Origin of the sequence: Sphingomonas sp. (assembly GCF_045810705.1) — a bacterium.
Classification (GTDB): Bacteria; Pseudomonadota; Alphaproteobacteria; order Sphingomonadales; family Sphingomonadaceae; genus Sphingomicrobium.
This window is the reverse complement of the sequence record NZ_JBJMVI010000008.1, coordinates 53,621-72,715: the sequence shown is the minus strand read 5'-3', so window position 1 is coordinate 72,715 and position 19,095 is coordinate 53,621. Positions and strand designations below refer to the sequence as shown.

General features: G+C 59.7%; 18 protein-coding genes. 6 read left to right on the top strand and 12 right to left on the bottom strand.

Translation table 11 applies throughout. The annotated features are described in order from the left end of the window. Window positions 1-1,069: 1,069 nt before the first annotated feature. The 3 genes from ACJ8FR_RS03690 to ACJ8FR_RS03680 form a co-directional block, all read right to left on the bottom strand. Window positions 1,070-1,594 carry a hypothetical protein gene (locus ACJ8FR_RS03690; RefSeq protein WP_407827265.1) on the bottom strand — a complete coding sequence of 175 codons (525 nt, stop codon included), beginning with the start codon at window positions 1,592-1,594 and terminating at the stop codon, window positions 1,070-1,072. A gap of 260 nt (window positions 1,595-1,854) precedes the next feature. After that, window positions 1,855-2,730, bottom strand: coding sequence for a trypsin-like serine peptidase (locus ACJ8FR_RS03685; protein WP_407827264.1), 876 nt, complete (start codon window positions 2,728-2,730; stop codon window positions 1,855-1,857). A gap of 135 nt (window positions 2,731-2,865) precedes the next feature. After that, the gene (locus ACJ8FR_RS03680) at window positions 2,866-3,069 is read right to left on the bottom strand and encodes a hypothetical protein (protein ID WP_407827263.1); all 204 of its coding nucleotides are present in this window, start codon (window positions 3,067-3,069) and stop codon (window positions 2,866-2,868) included. 293 nt (window positions 3,070-3,362) lie between these two features. Here ACJ8FR_RS03680 and ACJ8FR_RS03675 point away from each other — a divergent pair, with 293 nt between their 5' ends. After that, entirely contained in the window at window positions 3,363-3,884 is a 522-nt protein-coding gene (locus ACJ8FR_RS03675; RefSeq protein ID WP_407827262.1) for a hypothetical protein, read from the top strand. A 41-nt stretch (window positions 3,885-3,925) separates the two neighbouring features. Here the strand turns inward: ACJ8FR_RS03675 and ACJ8FR_RS03670 are convergent, their stop codons facing one another. From ACJ8FR_RS03670 to ACJ8FR_RS03660, 3 genes are all read right to left on the bottom strand, one after another. After that, entirely contained in the window at window positions 3,926-5,695 is a 1,770-nt protein-coding gene (locus ACJ8FR_RS03670; RefSeq protein WP_407827261.1) for a recombinase family protein, read from the bottom strand. Between the two features lie 262 nt (window positions 5,696-5,957). Continuing rightward, the gene (locus tag ACJ8FR_RS03665) at window positions 5,958-6,845 is read right to left on the bottom strand and encodes a creatininase family protein (RefSeq protein WP_407827260.1); all 888 of its coding nucleotides are present in this window, start codon (window positions 6,843-6,845) and stop codon (window positions 5,958-5,960) included. A 42-nt stretch (window positions 6,846-6,887) separates the two neighbouring features. Further along, a complete protein-coding gene (locus tag ACJ8FR_RS03660) occupies window positions 6,888-7,532 on the bottom strand; it encodes a GNAT family N-acetyltransferase (protein ID WP_407827259.1) in 645 nt (214 codons plus the stop codon). A gap of 200 nt (window positions 7,533-7,732) precedes the next feature. Between ACJ8FR_RS03660 and ACJ8FR_RS03655 the strand changes: the two genes are divergently transcribed. From ACJ8FR_RS03655 to ACJ8FR_RS03640, 4 genes are all read left to right on the top strand, one after another. Then, window positions 7,733-8,623, top strand: coding sequence for a LysR family transcriptional regulator (locus tag ACJ8FR_RS03655; RefSeq protein WP_407827258.1), 891 nt, complete (start codon window positions 7,733-7,735; stop codon window positions 8,621-8,623). A 345-nt stretch (window positions 8,624-8,968) separates the two neighbouring features. After that, on the top strand, window positions 8,969-9,418 hold the full coding sequence (locus ACJ8FR_RS03650) for a hypothetical protein (protein ID WP_407827257.1): 450 nt from the start codon (window positions 8,969-8,971) through the stop codon (window positions 9,416-9,418). 198 nt (window positions 9,419-9,616) lie between these two features. Further along, complete coding sequence (locus tag ACJ8FR_RS03645) at window positions 9,617-10,069, top strand: hypothetical protein (protein ID WP_407827256.1); 453 nt, start codon at window positions 9,617-9,619, stop codon at window positions 10,067-10,069. A 43-nt stretch (window positions 10,070-10,112) separates the two neighbouring features. Then, window positions 10,113-10,493 (top strand): RidA family protein, encoded by a 381-nt coding sequence (locus ACJ8FR_RS03640; RefSeq protein WP_407827255.1) that lies wholly within the window; start codon window positions 10,113-10,115, stop codon window positions 10,491-10,493. 28 nt (window positions 10,494-10,521) lie between these two features. On the opposite strand, the gene ACJ8FR_RS03635 is transcribed toward ACJ8FR_RS03640, so the two are convergent. Both ACJ8FR_RS03635 and ACJ8FR_RS03630 read right to left on the bottom strand, forming a co-directional pair. Then, window positions 10,522-11,001, bottom strand: a complete 480-nt coding sequence (locus ACJ8FR_RS03635; RefSeq protein ID WP_407827254.1) for a RidA family protein — start codon at window positions 10,999-11,001, stop codon at window positions 10,522-10,524. Continuing rightward, window positions 10,998-12,158 (bottom strand): aminotransferase class V-fold PLP-dependent enzyme, encoded by a 1,161-nt coding sequence (locus tag ACJ8FR_RS03630; RefSeq protein WP_407827253.1) that lies wholly within the window; start codon window positions 12,156-12,158, stop codon window positions 10,998-11,000. Before ACJ8FR_RS03630 ends, ACJ8FR_RS03635 begins: the two co-directional genes overlap by 4 nt. Window positions 12,159-12,379: 221 nt before the next feature. On the opposite strand from ACJ8FR_RS03630, the gene ACJ8FR_RS03625 reads away from it, so the two are divergent. Then, on the top strand, window positions 12,380-12,679 hold the full coding sequence (locus ACJ8FR_RS03625) for a hypothetical protein (RefSeq protein WP_407827252.1): 300 nt from the start codon (window positions 12,380-12,382) through the stop codon (window positions 12,677-12,679). A 186-nt stretch (window positions 12,680-12,865) separates the two neighbouring features. On the opposite strand, the gene ACJ8FR_RS03620 is transcribed toward ACJ8FR_RS03625, so the two are convergent. From ACJ8FR_RS03620 to ACJ8FR_RS03605, 4 genes are all read right to left on the bottom strand, one after another. Further along, entirely contained in the window at window positions 12,866-14,605 is a 1,740-nt protein-coding gene (locus ACJ8FR_RS03620; protein ID WP_407827251.1) for a TonB-dependent receptor domain-containing protein, read from the bottom strand. Window positions 14,606-15,332: 727 nt separating this feature from the next. Continuing rightward, window positions 15,333-16,424, bottom strand: coding sequence for a hypothetical protein (locus ACJ8FR_RS03615; RefSeq protein WP_407827250.1), 1,092 nt, complete (start codon window positions 16,422-16,424; stop codon window positions 15,333-15,335). 18 nt (window positions 16,425-16,442) lie between these two features. Then, window positions 16,443-17,558 carry a DUF2235 domain-containing protein gene (locus ACJ8FR_RS03610; RefSeq protein WP_407827249.1) on the bottom strand — a complete coding sequence of 372 codons (1,116 nt, stop codon included), beginning with the start codon at window positions 17,556-17,558 and terminating at the stop codon, window positions 16,443-16,445. Then, a complete protein-coding gene (locus ACJ8FR_RS03605) occupies window positions 17,558-18,877 on the bottom strand; it encodes an MBL fold metallo-hydrolase (RefSeq protein WP_407827248.1) in 1,320 nt (439 codons plus the stop codon). Before ACJ8FR_RS03605 ends, ACJ8FR_RS03610 begins: the two co-directional genes overlap by 1 nt. Between the last annotated feature and the right edge of the window lie 218 nt (window positions 18,878-19,095).

Genomic DNA, 19,095 nt, shown 5'->3' with positions numbered 1-19,095 from the left:
TCGCGGCTGAGCTGTGGCGGCTCACCTAATGCATGCTTTGACCCATTCACGACATTAGCGAAGCGTCCGCCATCGACTCGGTCGCAGTGGCAGCTTGGCCCGACAATGCGCGGCAACGCGGTTGGCGGGTTCATGAAGAGGCTCCCTTGCTAGGAGCGAACCTCAACCGATGGCGCAAAGCCTAGTGGCAACTCTGGGTGGAAGGCGGAAGCTTTCGCCGCTGGAGCCGCTGTCGACATTGTCGCAAATGTAACGTGCGTTTCGGCATCCCGAGCGTAGGCTACGCTCCCCACCTGAGGGAGAATGACATGCGAAAGATCATAATCGCCTTGTCTGCGTTGGGTCTGGTTGCCGGTTCAGCTCCTGCGTTTGGTGCGCCATGCCGTGACGCCAAAGGCAAGTTCGTGAAATGCACTAAGGCTCCGGTGAAGCTGACACGATGCCGTGACGCGAAGGGTCATTATGCCAAGTGCGGCAGCAAGGGAGCAAAGCCCGCGTAGGCAAGCAGACGCTTGCAATGTAGGATTTGCGAGGGCAGCAACTTGGTGTTCAGCGTGCTGGATCAAAAAAGGGGCTGGTGCGAACGGACGCGCCAGCTCCCTTTTTGTGTCCTTTGGGCGTTCATCAGCCGTCGACCACAGATGGGCCACAGGGGGCTGAACAGGAAGTCCGATGGCAATGATTATTCGCCGGTCTGTCTGTTTGTTTGACAGCCCTTCGCATTGAGGCCGCCTAGGTGCGCCTCGGCGGGCTCAGGCGGCACTGGGCCTAGCGATGTCGCAAACAACGCAACTGTGGTCGGCAGCCGCGTGGCAGCGCTTATGTGGCGTTCTGCTCTGAATCGGGCTCGCCGATCGATGTTCGCAGTTGCTGTTGCGCCAAGGCCAAGTAGGCCGCGGCTTTAGGATCGCTCCCGTGTGCGTCCAAGAGGTCCATCGCCTCTGTTGAAAGTTTCAGCGCTCGCTTGAGCACTTGCTCACGCGAAACGGAATTACGCGCACCGGCCATCCGAGCCCCCGGCTTACATCCGTGTAAGCCTCGCCTTTTTAGGCCTCAATTGCAACTATAGTCAGCCACGCACATCAATCAAACCGCCCTGGCAATAGAAGAGCCTGACCAGGTATCGATCCATCAGCAGGCGTCCAAGTTGAGAAAGGCCGACCAGCTGTATCCGCGCATCGCGAACATGAGGCCCACGCTTGATGAGCCCTTCATCTATTAGTTTGTCCTGCCACCTGAGACCGGTCGTTCCGGGAACTTCGGCAGCAAGGCTTAGGGAGGAGACGCCGAGCACTTCACCTCGCGGAGGAAGGCTATAGAGCGCCAATAACATATCCCAAGCTGGCTCGCCGAAGAGTTGCGGATCGAAAAGTCGGCTGCGCGATCGCCGCGCACGGTAGAGATTGTAAGCCAAACGATGCAACTGGGATTGGGTAGGCCGCCTGCGGGGAGCACGGCGCAATCTCTCTTCTTCTGCTGCAGCCACCTCGTCGAGCCCGAGTCGTAGGCCTAACTGCAGCTGATCGTCGTCTAACGGGAGCTCCCGCGGTACGTTGCCGATCTCAGGAATGTAGAGGTTGTCTTGGCAGGACACTATGCGCGTTCCTTCTCGGTCCCCGCAGGCGACCTGTTTGAACCGAGCGCCGGTTAAGTATTCGCGAAAAACAAAGATGGCAAGACACATCCGATTCAGAATGAAACGATTCCGAATTGGGTCTAAACACGAAGCAACTGCTCGCGCGCTCTTAACTCGACCGTGAGTATCATTACCTGTTCAGAACAATTGCCAGCGAAAGCGCGAAGGCTCTGAGCACAACCGTCAACGCGGTCACGAAAGCCGCGCTCTGAACTCGTTTAGCGGTTGGTTTCGCCCAGACTCGTATCCAGCAGAGGCCTGTTAGAAGGAGCGCCAACGCCTGGGCCGATATGAGGTACCGCATCGGCGCGCTGTGACCCGAGCTTGTTTGATTCTCCAGCCCGGCGCTGCCCATTTGCGGACAAGTAGGGTTCGATCTGCGGTGCGATCAGGGACATCGGTATTGCCTGGTTTTCGAGGCCGGCCGTTAGCGGGACGGGCACCCCCGGGGTGAAACCGTAAGCCTGCATCGCATAAACTTCTATTTGGGACTTGGTGCCGGAACCTGAAATTCGAAAGATGGGATCGCCGGCATCGCCCTTGAGAGTCGCGCAATCGTCATTCCAGATGGTGCCCATGCCACTAATAATGCGACACGAGGGATCGATCGTAATGCCGTTTTTTCTGCTCCGGCGAGCCGGATAGCCGGCGCTTTTCAAGTCACGGAACTCATACGGACTGAATGGGCCAGTTTTCAGCGCGACATGTCCCAACCTCGCTCCGAGGCACTGGTCCAGGCGAAGCAGGACCCAACGTCCTCCGCCCCGTTCGTATCGCTCCTTCATCGTCCGATCTCGTCCATACGGACCGGCAGCGACGACCGTACCCTTTGTAGATGCAAATTGCGGCGTTCCGAATCCCGCTTGAAACTTCGCCCGCTTGCCAAGCAGAGCCTGCCCGTAACCGAAGGCCGCCGGTGAAGTGAGCACATGGCAATCGTCAACCAGGAAGCCGGTCGTGAAAGTATATAAAAGAACTCCGTGCGTGACCACACCAACTGGAGAATATGGCGAACCCTCCACCAGGCTCACATATTCGCGATCATCCTGATCGAAGATCGACGAATGGGCGGGCGTGGCGCTGGCGGCGAACATGGCTGCGCTGGCAATTAGCCGGAAGGAATGAGTGCGTGTCATGACGCACAACAAAACCGACCCAACGATCTTCGGATACAGCTTCCTGATCCGATGTGGAGACGCTGAAAGCAGGGTTCCAACGCACAACGCAGTTCATTCAGGGACGCGGACGAACCTCGCGCCGGTGCTGGCGAGTATGAAAGTGTCATTGTCGAGCAATTGGACACGCTCGCCTGAGTTCAATTCGTAGGCGACATGTTTTCGTTCGACCGGAGAGCCGGGTACCGATTGCCGAAACTCGCGCACGAATACCTTGGCCCGATCCCCGTGGGGATCGACGACCGGGATCTCGGACATCTTTAGCGGTCTGGGACCTGGCTGCCCGCCACGCAGCCTCTTCCGTTTTGACTGCGGCACTCAAACACTCCGCCTCGGGGGCGATTCGGCACCCCCCAAGTCGTCCCCAAATCGGACGAAAGCAAGTGCGATTTGGATTTACCTAACAAATCAGACGAATCCGGGGACCCGAATTTCGGAAAGTCCTTCCAGGCGTTTTAGCTACCCATTCAACGCGCCCAGTTCGGAGCAGATAGGGCAAGAAATCGGGCGGCAAAGATGCATGCTCGTCCCACCAAATTGTGGGGGATTCAATGTCTTATCGTTCAGTCGTCAGAATTATCGCCGTTGCTTTGTCGATTGCGGTTCCCACTGAAGCTCCCGCGCAATCTGCGCTCGATCGGGCTATGCGGCTAGCGCAGGAACAGAACACGAAATTGGGTGGTTACAAACTGCAACCTGCCTCGCTTGATCTTCAGCCAAATGCCACCACCGTGCGGTCCGTGTCTGGCCAAGCCGTGCTGCTCAATCCGGACCAAGCCACAAAATCGGCAGCCTATAAATGGGAGGCTGCCTTTTTAGCGCTCAGCGCCATTGACGCCGCGGAGACAATTAGCTGTCTCAACCGCAATCGTTGCACGGAAGGAAACTTTATCTGGGGACATCATCCCTCGACCGGAACGATCGTCGCGGCAAAGCTCGGCCTGGGATTGGTTCACTTCGCCGTATTCAAAGTCATTGTGGATCGCGATCCACACACTGCACTTCGAGCCGCACAAATCAGCGCGGTCGTCCAAGGGGGCGTCGTTTTGCTCAATATGCACAAGGCGTTCTAGGCGCTATCGGCCCCTGGCCAGGGGGCGAGGTCCCTCAAGGTTTACCAGCCTGGCGCCGCGCGTAAAAAATCGGGCTGATCCGCAAAGCCAAGAAGTCGTCTTTGCAAACTCCAATCCATCGGCAGATCCACAGACATGAGCGTCTTGCAATTCAGGTCGGGTGGCTGCGTGCCATCACGAATGGCTGCTACGATGTCGGGGGCCAAATAGTTGAGGCGGGCAACTCGAGTGAAGCGCTTCGGATGGCAGTGCACCTTCGCGGCAAGTTCGGTCACATTCCGAACCGTTCGTTCATCTAGCGCCGCTTGAGCTTGCCGCGCTTTCGACAGCAAACCAATCAGCCTGCGATTGGGCGTGCTTTGCTGCTCTTGCCCGCGCTTCTTTAGTAACAGAGTCAACTCACGCTTCATGCAGATAGTAGTTGCGGGTACTTCGATCACTTCCGTGTCTTCTGATCGAGTACGGGTCTGCAAATCCGCGCGAAATAACCCCACTCTATCCCACTGCAGGATTCTGGGGATCTCAGCCACGCGCACCATTATCTTAATTAGGGTTCCGCTTAGCTCAATTCGTGCGATTAGAGTTTGCAGGACACAAATCTTTTGCCGGTTGGACGCTGTCGCGAACCATCGCGATGCCCCCTGTCCGACGGTCGATAACTTGTTCAGGCGTTCGTCTCGGATGCCGGCCCTGATGAGCATCGACCGAATGCGCTCACGATCTGCAAAGTGCGATGCGATGGCGGCGACCACGAGTTGCTCCAACTCATCTGCTTTCGTGCGATAGCGCCTAACCCCGTTTCGGCGGCCCCATTCTGACTGATTTGAGATGTAATAGCGGCGAACCTGGGCATAGCGATGATCTCGGTAGACCCCCATCTTTCTGCCGTAGCAATCATACATTAGGTCTCGCAGGAGGTCGGTTTTGTAAATTTCCACCACCTTTGCGCGCGTGCGCTTCGCGCGGAGGGCTTGCACCTCGTCCCAAACCGCCCCGTCTACGATCGGTTCGTGCAGGCCTGGATACACCTTTCCGTTGTTGAAAACCTCACCAACGTAGATCGGGTTGGCGAGCATATAGAAGATGGCCGAAGTGGAGATGGGCCGACCTTGCACAAGCCTGCCTCTTTTGGAGATCCGGCTTCTCCGCACGACGCCCTTTGCGCGCAGCTCCTTCGCGATCCGAGCCATGCCTTTTGTCTCTAGATACCGATTGAACATCCATCGGACGACCGCGGCTTCAGCTGGATTTATGACCAGCTTTTTATCCAGGAGATTGAACCCGAAGGGCACGTTTCCACCGACAAACATTCCGCGCTGTCGCATGGCGGTAAACTTGTCCTTGAGACGGTCGGAAGCGATCTCGCGCTCAAACTGCGCGAAGGTGAGCAAGACGTTGAGGATCAGTCTTCCGGTCGAATCTCCTGTGTCGAAGTTCTGCGTAACGGCGACAAACCCGACATCATAGGATTGCAACAGGTCCATCAGCCGAATGAAATCGATCAGGCTGCGGCTGATGCGATCCAATTTGTAAATCACGATATTATCGACGACACCAGCTTCTACATCGGCAAGCAGCTCCTGGAGCGCGGGTCGCATTAAAGTCCCGCCGGAATACCCACCATCATCGTAGTGCTTCGGCAGCTCACTCCAGCCGTTTGGACTCTGACTGGCGATGTATGCGGAACAGATCTCCCGTTGTGCCTCCAGGGAGCTGAAATTGTGCTCCAATCCCTGCTCCGAACTCTTGCGCGTGTAGATTGCGCAACGTTTGGCGTTTGGAGGTGACTGGCTAGCTAATGCGTACCGCATCTGGGTGCCTTTCGAGACCCCCCCGGTGGCGCACGCCCACACTCGCTCTTCGGTCCATTAGTACATTGCAGCTAGGTCGAGCTGCGAATGGGATGCATCTTGCTGTTGCGCGCAGAAAAGGTCGACATGCCGAAGTGCCGCGCTAAACGCAGTGGAACACTTCCTTCGCCGTGCCTGCGTGTCCGCATTGGGTCGAAAGCGGTCATTAGGCTGGCTGGGCGGCACAAAAAGGCCATTTCTCGGACTCGCGCCGTCAATGAGGTCATGAGGACGGCAGAACGCTGTGAATTTGCCTCACCGCGAAATCGACCTTCATGTCGATTGCGACCTTGCCAAGCTCTTCCGTCGAACGGCGCGCATCGCCGAGGATCCCGTTTTGCGGACTGTGCGGACCGAACTGCGCCTTGCCATCCGCTGAGGTCTGACCGACGACGGGATCACCGATGGCGGAGGGAACCAGATCCCTGCGCACCCAAGTATTACCCTTGTCGAGATACATCAGTTCTGAAGTGTCGAAGAGGTAGCCGTGAAGCCCGATCGGCAAGCCGTGCTGCGTCAGGTAATGATCGAACGCATCATTCGCGGGCCTGTAGACCTGGTCACAGTAAAACACGCGAGCGCCCCCGCTCAGTTGCCCATCGAGTTTCTTGGCGACATTCTGGTAGACCTGCGGCTGGCCGCCACCGTGATCGCCCATGATGATAATGTTGCGGAAGCCGTTGAGCGCGGCTTGTTGCGCGATGCGTTCGAGCATTGCGCCGAGGAGCTCATCCGTGATCCCGATGGTGCCCGGGATCGATTCCGCATCATTGGGCGTGTAGGGCAGGACGGGCAGGAAGATCGCATTGCCCAGTTTCCTCGCAATCGCTTCGACCGTCTCATGGGCAATGAAGTTATGGCCTCCGTTCGCGCTCTGCGGTCCCCGTTGCTCGACGCCGCCGGTATAGATGAGCGCCGTCGTCTTTCCCGCTGCAATCGCGCATTTCAGTTCCACCCAAGTCATCTTCTCGAACTCGACCTGGTCGTTCTTTGGGCACCGCTCGGCACGAGCGGATTGAGCGGCGTGCGCCGATCCAGCGGGCAATATCAGGGCCGCCGTTCCGCACGCGATAGACGTCAGCAAGAACCGCGGAGCCGAGGCAATGCGCATGTCAGTTTCCCATTGGCCAAGTGAGCCGAGCCCCAGGGGCACTTATCTTTTCGATATCCGATCGAGCCGCTTTTCGAACCAGTGATGGGCGTATCGCTCGTCGTTGAATGGCGCGACTTCCCTATAGCCCGAGGAGCGATAAAGCTGTTGCGCTTCGATGAGCGACTTGTTCGTCTCCAGTCGCACGATGGAATAGCCCATCACTCGCGCGTCATCTTCAAGCGCCGAAAGCAGCCGGCGAGCAAGACCGCGGCCGCGTGCGCCTGAAGCGATCCACATCCGCTTGAGGTAAGCCGCTTCCTTCGAAATCGGCTTCAGCCCGCCGCAGCCCACAGGCTGGCCGTTCAACCTGACGAGGAGGAACATACCGCGCGGCGGTGCGAATTCGTCGAGCGAGGGAAGGAGGCTGAGACCCGGGTCGAAGCCGCCGTCGAACCGCTCCTGCAGCTCGCGATAATATTCGCTGAGACAATATTGAGCATCGGCGCCGATGGCGGCCTCCGATGCAATCGTGATCGATTCAGGCATCGGCTGATGTTTAGCAAAGCCTCGCTTGCCGCGACCGCCATCTTTGGCAGCGTCGCGGGGCCGCAGCCGGCGGGCGAGCCGGGCGAGCCCGGCCACCAAGTCCGCGCCGAACTTCTCGTGGGCGTCGGCCCAGGCCGGTGTGTAGAAATCGTCGATCATCGCCTCAAAATCAGGCGCGCCGTCGAGCCGAGTACGCCGCGGCGACCTCCGCGCTCGCAGGTTGAGACTTCAAGTAAACCGATCATTCCTCCCTTTCCGACGAGAAGAAACTTTCCACAACTTCATTATTATCACTATTATCATACCATGTGCGCACGTTGATCTGTCGGCCGCGTTCAAAAGATGCTTGAGGAGGTTTCATGTTCGATGATCTGCCCGCCCTCGTGGAGTTTGCGCGAGCGGGATCCATCGCCGCCGCCGCCGACCGGCTGTGCCGGACGCCGTCGGCGGTCACCCGCCAGCTGCAGAGGCTGGAAGATGCGCTGGGCGCCGAACTGCTTGACCGCTCGGTCAAGCCGCCGCGCCTGAACGCGCTCGGCGCTCGGGTCCTCGAACAAGCGCTAGGTCTGCTCCAAGGGGCCGAGGCGTTGAAATCCCTGACCTCGAGCGAGACCGAACCTCACGGCGTCCTGCGCGTCGGGCTCGCGCACCCGCTGGCGGTGGGACCGCTTACCGGACCCACTCGGGCGCTGACGGAAACATTCCCGCGGCTCAGACTGCGGCTGTTGAGCGAGGGCGCAAGTGCATTGTTCAGCCGATTGCTCGCCGGCGAACTGGACGTGGCGGTCGTTGCGCTGCCCGTCGGACGGACCGCGCCTGCGCCGCTCCTGACGAATATCGTTGCGACGGATCGCGTGGAGATCGTCAAAAGCGCGGCAGAGAAGGTCGACGGCAATTGGAAGAGCCTGGGCGGTGCACCTTGGGTTCTCAACCCTCTTGGCTGTTTTCTCCGGGCAAGCCTCGTCGATCATCTTGAGCGGGCGGGCTACACCCCGACGATCGCCGCCGAGATCCACAACATCCATCTACAACTCGAGTTCGTGCAATCAGGATATGGACTGGGATTGCTGCCGGCGAGCGTCATTGCGAGAAACAACGCTCGTGGTGCGTTCGAAGTGTTGCGGGTACCATCGTTTGACCTGCGGATGGCGGTCGCGGTCGTGCGGGCTGGGCAACTCGGAGCACTGGAGAAAGCGGTCAAACTGCTTGAAGACGGCATTGGCGATCTGTTTGACGCCCCAGGAAACTAGCCAGTTTGCAGGATCGAAGGGCGACTTACACCTTCAGTACTAGGGTTCTCCCACCCCGGAAAACCTTGCCAGACGAGCCGTACATCAGGCGCCATCGCCACGAATAAGATCGTGCTTCAGACGCATCTTTATCGTGCCAATAATGAAGTAGCGGGTTTTTCCGAGCGGCAGCAAAGGGGGCTATCCGAAGGTCCTCGGTCTCAGGGAATATCCATGCCTCGCAATCTCTTCACCTTCCTCGCTGCCGCGAGCGTCTTCGCTTCAACCGCCTCGGCTCATGACGAGCAACGCCCTCCGGCGGCCAAGGCTTTGGCGAGGAGAGATAGGGACTCGCAGTCGAGTGTGATGGCGGCCGCGCCGGTTGCCGACTGCGCGCTGCCGTCGGAGCCTTGGGGTATTCCTGCCGCGCTCGATGCCGCGATCTCCGGGCCCGCGGACAAGGACAGGGCCTGCATGAAGGCTCTTTTCATTCCCGAAGCGCGCTTGATGTTCGCTCCGGCCGGCGCGGATGAGAGGTCAAACTACAGGCTTCAGAGCCTCGACGATTGGATCGCACGCACCAGATCCCGCGGTCACATCAGCTTGGAAGAAAAGCAGCTGAATTTTCGCATTGATCGCTACGGCGCGGTGTCGAATTTGTGGAGCCTCTACATGCTTCGCGTCGAAGGGAAAGCCGTGGGGCGCGGCATCAACAGCATCCAGGCGATCAAGGAGGCCGGCGGTTGGCGAATCGCGGGCATTACCGTGCAGGCTGAATCGCCCTCGGCGCCCCTGCCCGAGGAATATTTGCCCTAGGATTGGCGAGCCCGATCTGAGCGAACGGGGGGCCAGGTCCGGCTTCCGACCATCTGCGAGATCATGCTAATCCGGAAGTATATCCGTGATGATAATGAACTGTGTAAGGTTCTTGGCAGCGCGTATTCGGGCAGCGTTGGAGAACAATCGGGCGGCCGAGTGCTGCGCGCAATGATTAGGTTCGGGGAGTAACCAAATATGAAAATCGCTGTAGCCCTGTCTGCCTTTCTGGCAGCATCGCCGATCCCCGGCAGTGCCATCGCTCAGGACGCCCGCCAATTTAGCTACGGCCCGGTCACTGAGGTGGACTACATCCAGGTCCAGTACGGGCACTTTGATAACTACATGAAATGGGTGACCTCGACCTGGGTGCCGACCATGGAAGCCGCCAAGAAAGCCGGGCTCATCATCGGTTACAAGGTCTTTCGGTCCTCTCCGAAATCCGTGGATGATCCCAACGTGTATCTCGAAATCACCTTCAAGGACTACGCGTCCTATGCGGGGGACATCGGCGATAAGGCCGACGCGTTTGAAGCCGTGACGGAAAAAGTCATTTGCAGCGCCGAGTGTCAAAACCAGGCTCGGGTCCGTCGTAATGAGGACAGGAAAGTCCTTGGCACAGAGCTCGTGCGCGAGATTGTTTTCAAGTGACGTTGTGGTTCGCGCACAGGCCCCAGCCCGAAGAGGTTTTTCGATGAGCAAGACTGCAGTGACATCGCCGGAACTCGCCGCGCCGGTCGGTCCCTATTCCCAGGCGATCGAGGTTGACGGCTTCCTATATATGAGCGGTCAGGTCGGCCAGGATTCAGCAACTGGCAAGCTGACGGCGGGCGGCGTCATTGCGGAAACCGAGCAGCTGTTCCTCAACGTCGCCGCGTTGCTCCGGACGGCCTCCATGAGCTTCGACAGTGTGATCTCGGTGCGCATCTTCGTCACTCGAATGGAGGACTATCCGGCTATTAACGCCATCTACGCCCGCCAATTCTCCGCGCCCTTTCCGGCCCGCACGACCGTGTGCGTCGTCGCTCTGCCGCTCGGCGCAAGCGTCGAGATGGATCTGATCGCCAGGGCCTGAGGCAGTTCGTTTCCAGACGGCTCTCCCGCTAGCCGGCGCTCGCGACTTCAACGACAAGGTCGATTTCGATCGCGGCGCCAAATGGCAGATCCGAGGCAACCAGGGCGCTACGCGCGTGAAGGCCGCGCTCGCCGAAGACCTCGACCAACAGCTCCGAGGCACCATCAGCGACCCGGTGCGGCTCATTGAAGCCTGGGGCGCCGTTGACCATGACGAGCATGCGGGCCACCTGGCAAACGTGATCGAGGTCGCCGACCGCGGTCTTGAGGACGCCAAGCAGTTCGATGGCGACGTCCCGGGCGGCCGATTTCGCGATGCCTAGGGTAATATCCCCACCGACCTTCCCCACCAGCAGCTGATCGCCAGTCTTGGCCAGGCGTCCCGAGAGGGAAATGTGATCGCCGCTGCGAGCCCACGGCGCGAACTTTGGGACGTACCCGTCGGCGATCGGCGGTGGGATGTTGGGAAGATCGATTCCGAGCTCTCGAAGGCGCGCCTCGGTGCTCATATTGAGGTTTCCTGCCTCGCTCCGGCCAAGTCGTTCGCCACGGCCAGCAAGCGGTCGATGTCGGCAGCGTCGTTCAAGAGGTGAGGCGCCACGCGGATGGCGCTGCCTCGGCGGCTGACGATGATCCGCTCGCGCTGAAGCGCCGCATAGAGGTCGTCGGTCCCGGCGTCGTCTGCGGCCGCGAAGCACCCGAAAGGACCGCGCTCACCGGCACGACGTGGACTGGTTGGTCGGCAAACGGCGGGCAACCCTGAGAACAGGCGCTCGATCAGCTGATGGACGTGCGCAAAAACCTGTTCCGGCCCCCACGCCACGACCTGATCCAGTGACGCAGCGAAGGCCGCGAGATTGATGTTGTAGGGCCCCGTCATCTGCGCGGCGTCCCACCGCTTGGCCTCAACTGAGGCCGCCGGGTTGGCGAAGTTCAATTCTGAGAACACGCGGACTTCTTGGGACAGCCAGTTCCACGGCGCCGGCCGCATCGCGGCCCAACGCTCCGCCGAGGTCCAAAGGAAGCCGAGACCCCAAGGACCCAAGAGATACTTGTAACCAACGCCGACAACGAAATCGGCGCCCAGAGCCTGGACTCTCAGCGGGACGGCCCCACACGACTGGCTCGCATCCAGCAGCACAAGAACGCCCCGGCGCCGGCACTCCGCGCAGAGGCGCCCGGCGTCAAGAAGCGCTCCATCGTCGAACCCGACATGGCTGATCGAAACGAGCCGGGTCTTGGGTCCAAGCGCCTGGAGAACGTCATCCACAACGTCGCCTTCTCGTCGGACAGCTTTGACCTTCAGCCCCTCCCGCGCCTCCATTGGGGCCCAGGTGGCCCAATGGACCGGGAAGTCACCCTCCAAGACCAGAACCTCGTCGCCGGGTCCCCAGGACAGGCCGAGGGCGACGATGGCCGCGCTAGGCCCGGCGCCCGTCGTCAATGCGATTTCGCCGGCCCTGGCGTCCAGCAGCTGCGCCAGCGACGAGCGCACACGCTCGGATGTATCGAAAAAGCTTGCCGTATCCCCGCCGACCGGTCGACCCTTCAAGGCCGCTGACGCGCAGGCCGCCGCGACCGCCGCGCGCGGCATGGCGGCGTGCCCTGCGAAATTCAGGAAGGTCGCGCCTCCAAGATCGGCCCAGACCGCGGCAGCGCGATCCATAGCAAAGGGGTGGTCCATGCGATCCATCTCAGGAGATTAGGCCACTTCCACAAGTTCATTATTCGCAACAGGATCATGCCGCGCGCGCACGACCAGGGTTTCGGCACAAGACTGCTCATCTCCCCTGCGGCACAGGTGAGATCGTGCTCTGTTGGCACTATATTCGTGAAAATAATGAAGTAGCAGCCGGGGCCGGCCATCGATCGAAAGGGCACACGTTCGTGAATAGAACATTTGCGGCAACCGCAATCGTCTTGGGATTTGTCGCGGCGGTCTCCCCCCACATTGCCTACGCGCAGCAGGTATCGGAGGCTCGCGCGATCGCCACGAGTTCGCAATCGCCGGAGGCGGCTGCGAGCTGCGCCCTCCCATCCGAGCCCAACGCCATTGCGGCAGCGCTCGACGCGGCGATCACCGGCCCCGCGGACAAGGACCGGACCTGCATGACCTGGCGCGTCACGAGCATCATAGTGCAGGCCGAATCGGACGTTGCACCATTGCCCGAGAAATACATCCCGTAAGTTGCGGCAGGCTCGCGGCTGCGCACGCTGCCGGAGCCTTGCCGTCGAGCAGCGGCGGATTGATGAGCTTCGACATGCGCCTGGCCTTATTGGCCCGCAGCCGCTCTTGGAACCAGTTGGCGCTGACGAACGCTCTAAGTGCCTGTTCTGCCTTTACTTCCGTTGATCCCCTCTAGGGGGTGATCACTAAAGGTCGGTCGTGAGATAGGCGAAAATCCTGCGTGGACCGGGCCATTGGAAGACTCCCGGGGTGCTCAGTTGCTGCCAGACATTGGTAGCCAGGACGTTCTGGATCTGGACACGAAGGGTGTTGTTCCTGCCGAAGGCGGTGAATTTGTACCGTCCTCCGATATTCAGGATGCTCGCGGGCGACGTGGACACGCGATTGTCCAACGTTTCCGGGGCGGTCCCAATGTACAAGAACCGCACGTCGATCGACGCCGTATGCCAGCGCGGCAGGGCGTAGTTGGCCGCGGCCACGAAGGTCAGATGCGGTTGTCCGATGGCGATCGAGCCCACACCCTGTGCGGCGAGATTCGGGCCGGTGATGCCCACGGTGGCGGCGAGAGCCCCGATGTTGACGTTGAGGTTCTGGGTCACCTCACCTGCAACCGAGAGCTCGACGCCCTTCGCCTGCTGCACGCCCAGCTGCCGGTCGAAGTTGCTCGTATCCAGGTTGAAATAGGGCTTTTCAACTTCGAACACGCCGCCAATCAGCTTCAATTTGGGTGTCACGGCATAGCGCGCGCCCAGATCGAACTGCCATGTCAGGGAGGCGGGCAGCACCGCTCCGCTATTCTGCGCAAAATTTGGCGCAACACCGGAATTCTCGAGGCCTTGGGTATAACCACCGTAAAGCGTCAATTTTGGTGTGACTGCGAAGGCCGCATTAGCGTACGCCCGGAAAGGATGCGCCGAGATCTCCGATTGGGGGATCCCTGGACTATTAGCGGTCTCGCGATAAACTTCCTTCTGGATCCCCAACTCGAGCACGCCCTTACTGCTCCAGTCGACACGGTAGGCAGCCCCCAGGCTCCCCAGTCTGGCCCGGTCGGCGGAGCGCGCCGAAAAGGTAAAGTTGGGCTCCGGCGCTTGGACGATCTTGCTGATGTCGGCTGGACCAAGATCCACAACATCCTTGCCGCCGAAATGTGCTGTGGTGTCGCGTCCGCGAGCCGCGAGGATCACCTGCTGGCGCCAATGGCTCGTTAAGAAGGTGCCAATGAGGCGCACTTCCCCGGACGTGGAAGAAGCGTTCTGATCCCGAAAGCCGACAACCAAATGATCGGATTGGCCGTCCGGTTGGATGCCCGTATAGAGATCCGCGAACCCTGCCGGGTTGTTATTCGTCGACCGGAAAACCCCGGCTCGCAACAGCCAGTTTTTGGCCAGCTGTGCGGTGACCAGACCTCCCAAGTTCAATGTCTTGTTGCGCCCCTTGGCCCAATTCTGAGCGATGTAGCCCTTTGTGATCAGTGGGGGCAGGACATCGCCGGCGGCGAAGAACTCCGGAAGGGTTTTCGCCCCGCTGGTTTTCTGCCAATCGATCAGCGCGCGCACTGTCACGTGCGAATTCGGCGTCCACTGGGGCGTTGCGCCGATCCTCGTGACCCGAGACGTCATTCCCGGATAGTAGGCTCCATCCTTGGAAGATTGCGTGCTGACTTGCGTGCTTATCCCGATCGGCAACACGAGTTCCTTGCCGATCAGGGGAATGCTGCCATCGATGCTGATGCCCCGTGCGTCGTAGGGCCCGGCGCTTGCGATGACCGTTGCGGAGGGTTTATCGCCGCCCACATTGCGCAGGTTGTAATCCGCGATGCCGGTGGGCGCTGGAAAGGGATAGCCGATCTCGCTGACACCGACGTGAATCGTCGAGCCCTCGACGACGCGATCGGAGGGCGGCCCCTGCAGGTCGAAATACATGCCATCGATCCGCACGTTGCCAGCCGATATCGGGCTGAATCCGCGGACTGACCCTGGACTGTAGAGTCCGACCGACTCCAACCCGAGTCTAAGTCCGAAAGCGTCGTCAGCCGATTTTACGGGATTGTCGGATGTGTGCTGAGCCTGCGCTGCGCTCGTCTGGAACGCCGCGAATACGGCCGCAACGGCCAGAGGCAATCTGCGGTGCCAAGCAGACGACATGTGCGCTCCCACCCAATCCGCTGGAGACCGAAGCCATGTCGGCGCTCATGGCTGCAACTCACCTTCAGCGAGGGTGACACAAGCAAAACATTCATCAAGTTCATTATAATCACGATGATATTGCGGAATTGGTATCATTGGGGCGAGGGGATGTCGCGAGGCGCTGTCGGCGTCGCGGGCGTCGCAGGCGAAGGGTAAGGCAGCGCAACATCCGGGAGCGGTGCGTCCTTGCCTCGAAGACGGGCGTCTGGAGCTGGTACCCGACAGCCCTGAGTTCTCCTATTCAGCCTACATGGTTCCAGTCGACGCGAGCAGACGAGACGATCATCGATCAGGTCCGCTCCGGCGCGCAGTCGCCGCCGCTTTGCGGCAAACACCAGTGACCACCTCGGATCCAGAGTGCACCTGTACTCCTCGCGGGGATGACAACGAAATTTTATGTCTAAGCCCCCGCGAGCGTGGCGCGTTCTATTCTCGAAAGGTGCCATTATGATAGAAATCAAGATTAAGGCGCGTCTGCAGTATTCGGCGATGTCGATGCTGCAGTATTTCTTCCGCCAGGATGCGCGGCGGCACTGAAAAACTGATCCGCACGCTCCGACAGCCATCCAGCAACTCGGTCCGAAAACATTCCGGCGAGGATCCCGATCCCGCAGAACGCCATGTAGTTGCTGCCGGCGCCACTTCCGGAGGTGCCAGATCCGACAACAGCGATACCGCTCAACAGCACGATGTAGACGCAAACCGCAATCAGGCCGCCTAGAAATGTCCTAGTCACCGGCTTTGCTTGAGACGCTTTGGCAATCCTCGTCCTCGGATAAACGATCAGAATGAGCGTCACCAGCAGCGCTCCAAAGAGACCTGACACGAAGGTGAGCAGGATCTGCAGCAGCGCAGGCGGGAACTGAATGAGGTTCTGACCGAAGAGCACCCAGGGCTTCAGAAGCACATTCATATCTCCGAAGCTTCGGTGCGCCTTTTGCTGGTCGTCCGTAAACGTCTGGTCAGCGACTAACTGAGCATGTGTATTGGCGAGCTGCTGCGTGAGTGACGACATACGGATATAAGCCGCAACGTATTTCTGCGAGATTGGCGTAAATTGGGTCGCTTGGCCTTTGGCGGTTTGCACGATCCGGACATTCGACGCGCCCGTGCTCGGGTCTGAGTCGCACTGCTGTAGTTCTGATGCGACTGCTCGACGCAGGTTTGCACTGTCGGGCTCCGTAGGCGACAGATTGCATAGACCTAATCGAGAGATTCGGTCGGCAGTTGCTTTCAGTTCGACCCACGCCGTTTCGAAATCTCGCTGCGCTTCATCGAGCGCCAGTTGGGCATCCGTCAGTTTGGCGTTTACCGACGCTTCCTGGTTCTTTTGTTTGATCTCGTCGTCTCGCTGAGCCTTGACCTGGTTTTCGAGCGCGAGTGCCGAGCTGTAACCGAGTGTCATGCCCTCAGCCTTCATTCGGGCCACCACATCTTGCTGTGCAGTGGCGATCATAACGAAGACCAGAAAGAAGAACCCGATTGTCGATGCACCAGCGCCGTGCAGCGTTCGCACAAGCAAGAGCATAGGCTCTTCAACAACTGCCCTAGTCATGTCCCCCTCCGCTGGCTTCTAATGGTAGATTGAACTCCTTCTCACTGCGTCTTTTGGGAGGCGCTTCGCATAATCATTTGCGCGCTCCCACGCGCTATCATCTATCACTGGCGCGCTTGAGAAGTGCCGTCGTCGGAACAGGTTGGCTCGAAATTGGGTCCTGCCGGTCACATGGTCCCAGTGCTTCTTCGGGGTGAACTCGGCGAGCCACCAGATGGGCCACATTGCATCATGCATCGGTGCATTTGGATCAGGCTTTGCGTAGTCGCCCGACGTTTGCCCAAGGATTGTACCGATGCGTGCATCGTCAAAAGCCATCCCGGCCTTTTTCGCTTCTGAGATCATCCAATTGAGTGGAATCTTTGAGAGTCCACTCACTAGCTCGGGATGGCCCCCTCCTATGTCGCAATGGTCGCCAACAAACCAAACTTCTTGGATGTCGCGAGCACTGTCCGCCTTCACGAGATTGGTACGGAAGAATGCCCGGCGCTCGTCGATCGATACTGCATGCCGTATCGAGTCGACCCCCGGCAGCACGCTCGTGTTTGGCAGGGATAGAGGATTGGCAATCCACCCTACCGAACTGACCGTGTCCCAGACGCCCAGGAACCGGACCTTGCACTTGCCGGTTGAAAGCGAGTTTTTGAACTCTCCCGCCAGTTTGAACGCCGCTGCCTTCTTAGCGGCCGACGCGCCGTGAAAGCTCCACAGAAGTCTAATGGCGTAGGGCACAAGCGCGTCGCTGCCGGGAGCCAGAAGCCCGTATTCGGCGATGAGGGCGACTAACGCGCGTGCCGTGTAGGCACCGCGACTGAACCCGAAAATATAAACTTCATCATCCGGTCGATAGTGATTGATCAGAAACGTGTATGCATCCCTGATGTCGGCCTTGAGACCATAGCCAAAGGCCAGACCGACAGTCTGAATGACCTTTTGGCCGATCCCGGTGAAGACCCCGGGAGGCGCCATCGTCCCCACGCCAGGATGATAATAAAGCAGCTGGCGCGCCGGGTCGTTGAGGGCCGCAAAGGCAAGCTTGAGAACGTTGGTCCGATCGCGTGCGAACTGGTTTGAAGTCCCGTCGCAGCAAATGACGAGCTTGCGGCTAGCTTTGGAATTTGGGGCTTTCTCCATCAGTCGTGGATTCGCTCGTAATTGACGAGCGGCGGTCCGCTGGCGGGAACCCGAACGAGAATGTTATCGCAGCCTCCAACATTATTGTCGGCGTCGGTACCGATCTTGGCGGCGTCGGTCCGACAATCTGGATCGTCAAAATCGGTCCGCCAAAGGGTGCCGCGGCTCTCCACCTCGTGCACGACCTCAGGGTCTGGAAGCGTGACGGGATGCCCGGCTCGCCCGTAATCCTTCGGTCCCGACGAGATCACAAAGATTTTTGCCCCGACCGCATTCAGAAACGTCGCGCGCGATGAACTCATGCTGCCGTGATGCCCGACAACCATGAAATCCGCCTGGATATCTGCGGCGCAGCAGGTCAGCAGCTGACCCTCGGCAAAGTTCGGGCGTGGAGGAATTGATGGCGGCTCTCGATCCGGCGAGGCTTCAGCATCGCCCATGAACAGGAACCGGTCGGCGCCGAGATCGAGCCTGACGACGACGCTGTTCTCGTTCGGATCGGGATAGCTTCCGGCATCGGCGGTCAGAAAAGTCATTGAAGCGCCGGCGCCGAGAGGCACCTTCAGACCCCGCGTAATCGGCGTGCCATCCGCAATGTGCACGCTGAGCGGCGCAGTGTGACCATAGCAGGCTTTCGCCGGCAGACTCACGGCGTGGACTCCCGCCTCGCTTGCAGCGTCGTGATAGACGACGCCGGGCTCGGTGCTGATCTTCTGCAGAAAGGAGCGGTAACCGCAGATGTCGTAGATGCGCCCCGAATCCCACACGTTGCGGACCTGATAGCCGTCGAACAGGTCGGGCAGCAGCTCGACATGATCGCGGTGCGGGTGACTGAGAATAATGTGATCAATGACCTGGAGATCCGGCCGTACCCGGTGAAGATAGGCGAGGAGCCGGTTGCGCGACCCGAGCGCATAATCGTCATTGCTGCCGCCATCGTAGATGAGTGCGAAGTCGGGCCCTTCGACAAAGGTCGCCAGTCCCGTGCCGACGTCCACAAAGTGGATTTTCCAGACCGGTGGTGCCGGGGTGACGGCTTCTGGAACGATATCGGCCCATGCCTTGCTGACGTAGCCGGTCCGTCCGTCGGGCAGCAGGACCTGAAACCAGCCGGAGATTTCCTGCTGAAGCGGCAGAAACTCGCCCGGCCGCATCCGTGCGAGGGCTTCGGAACTCGCGGTCGGCTGAGCACGGACAACCACCGCGGCGGTGACGCGCGGAGAAGGTACGACGCTGGGCGCGCTCAGCGCCGGTGCGGCGAAGAGGATCGCGAACACAACCACGATGACGAACGGGAATTGGCGTGCGAACCCGGCCATGGAACACCCCCCTGACGACACGAGGGCCGTCACAACTCACCGAGCAGTCCGGAAACTAGCAGAAACTGCAGTTGTCGGCCACCCCGGGCTAAGAGGCCGCGGCAACGGATGTTATGTAAAACGAGCGAGTTCGTCGCGGGCCACAGCCGTTGACTCCGCGGCTGATGCAGAGTCACTTAGAGCTGCTCGGTTTAGTTGGGGGGAGTGGCGTATGCGGC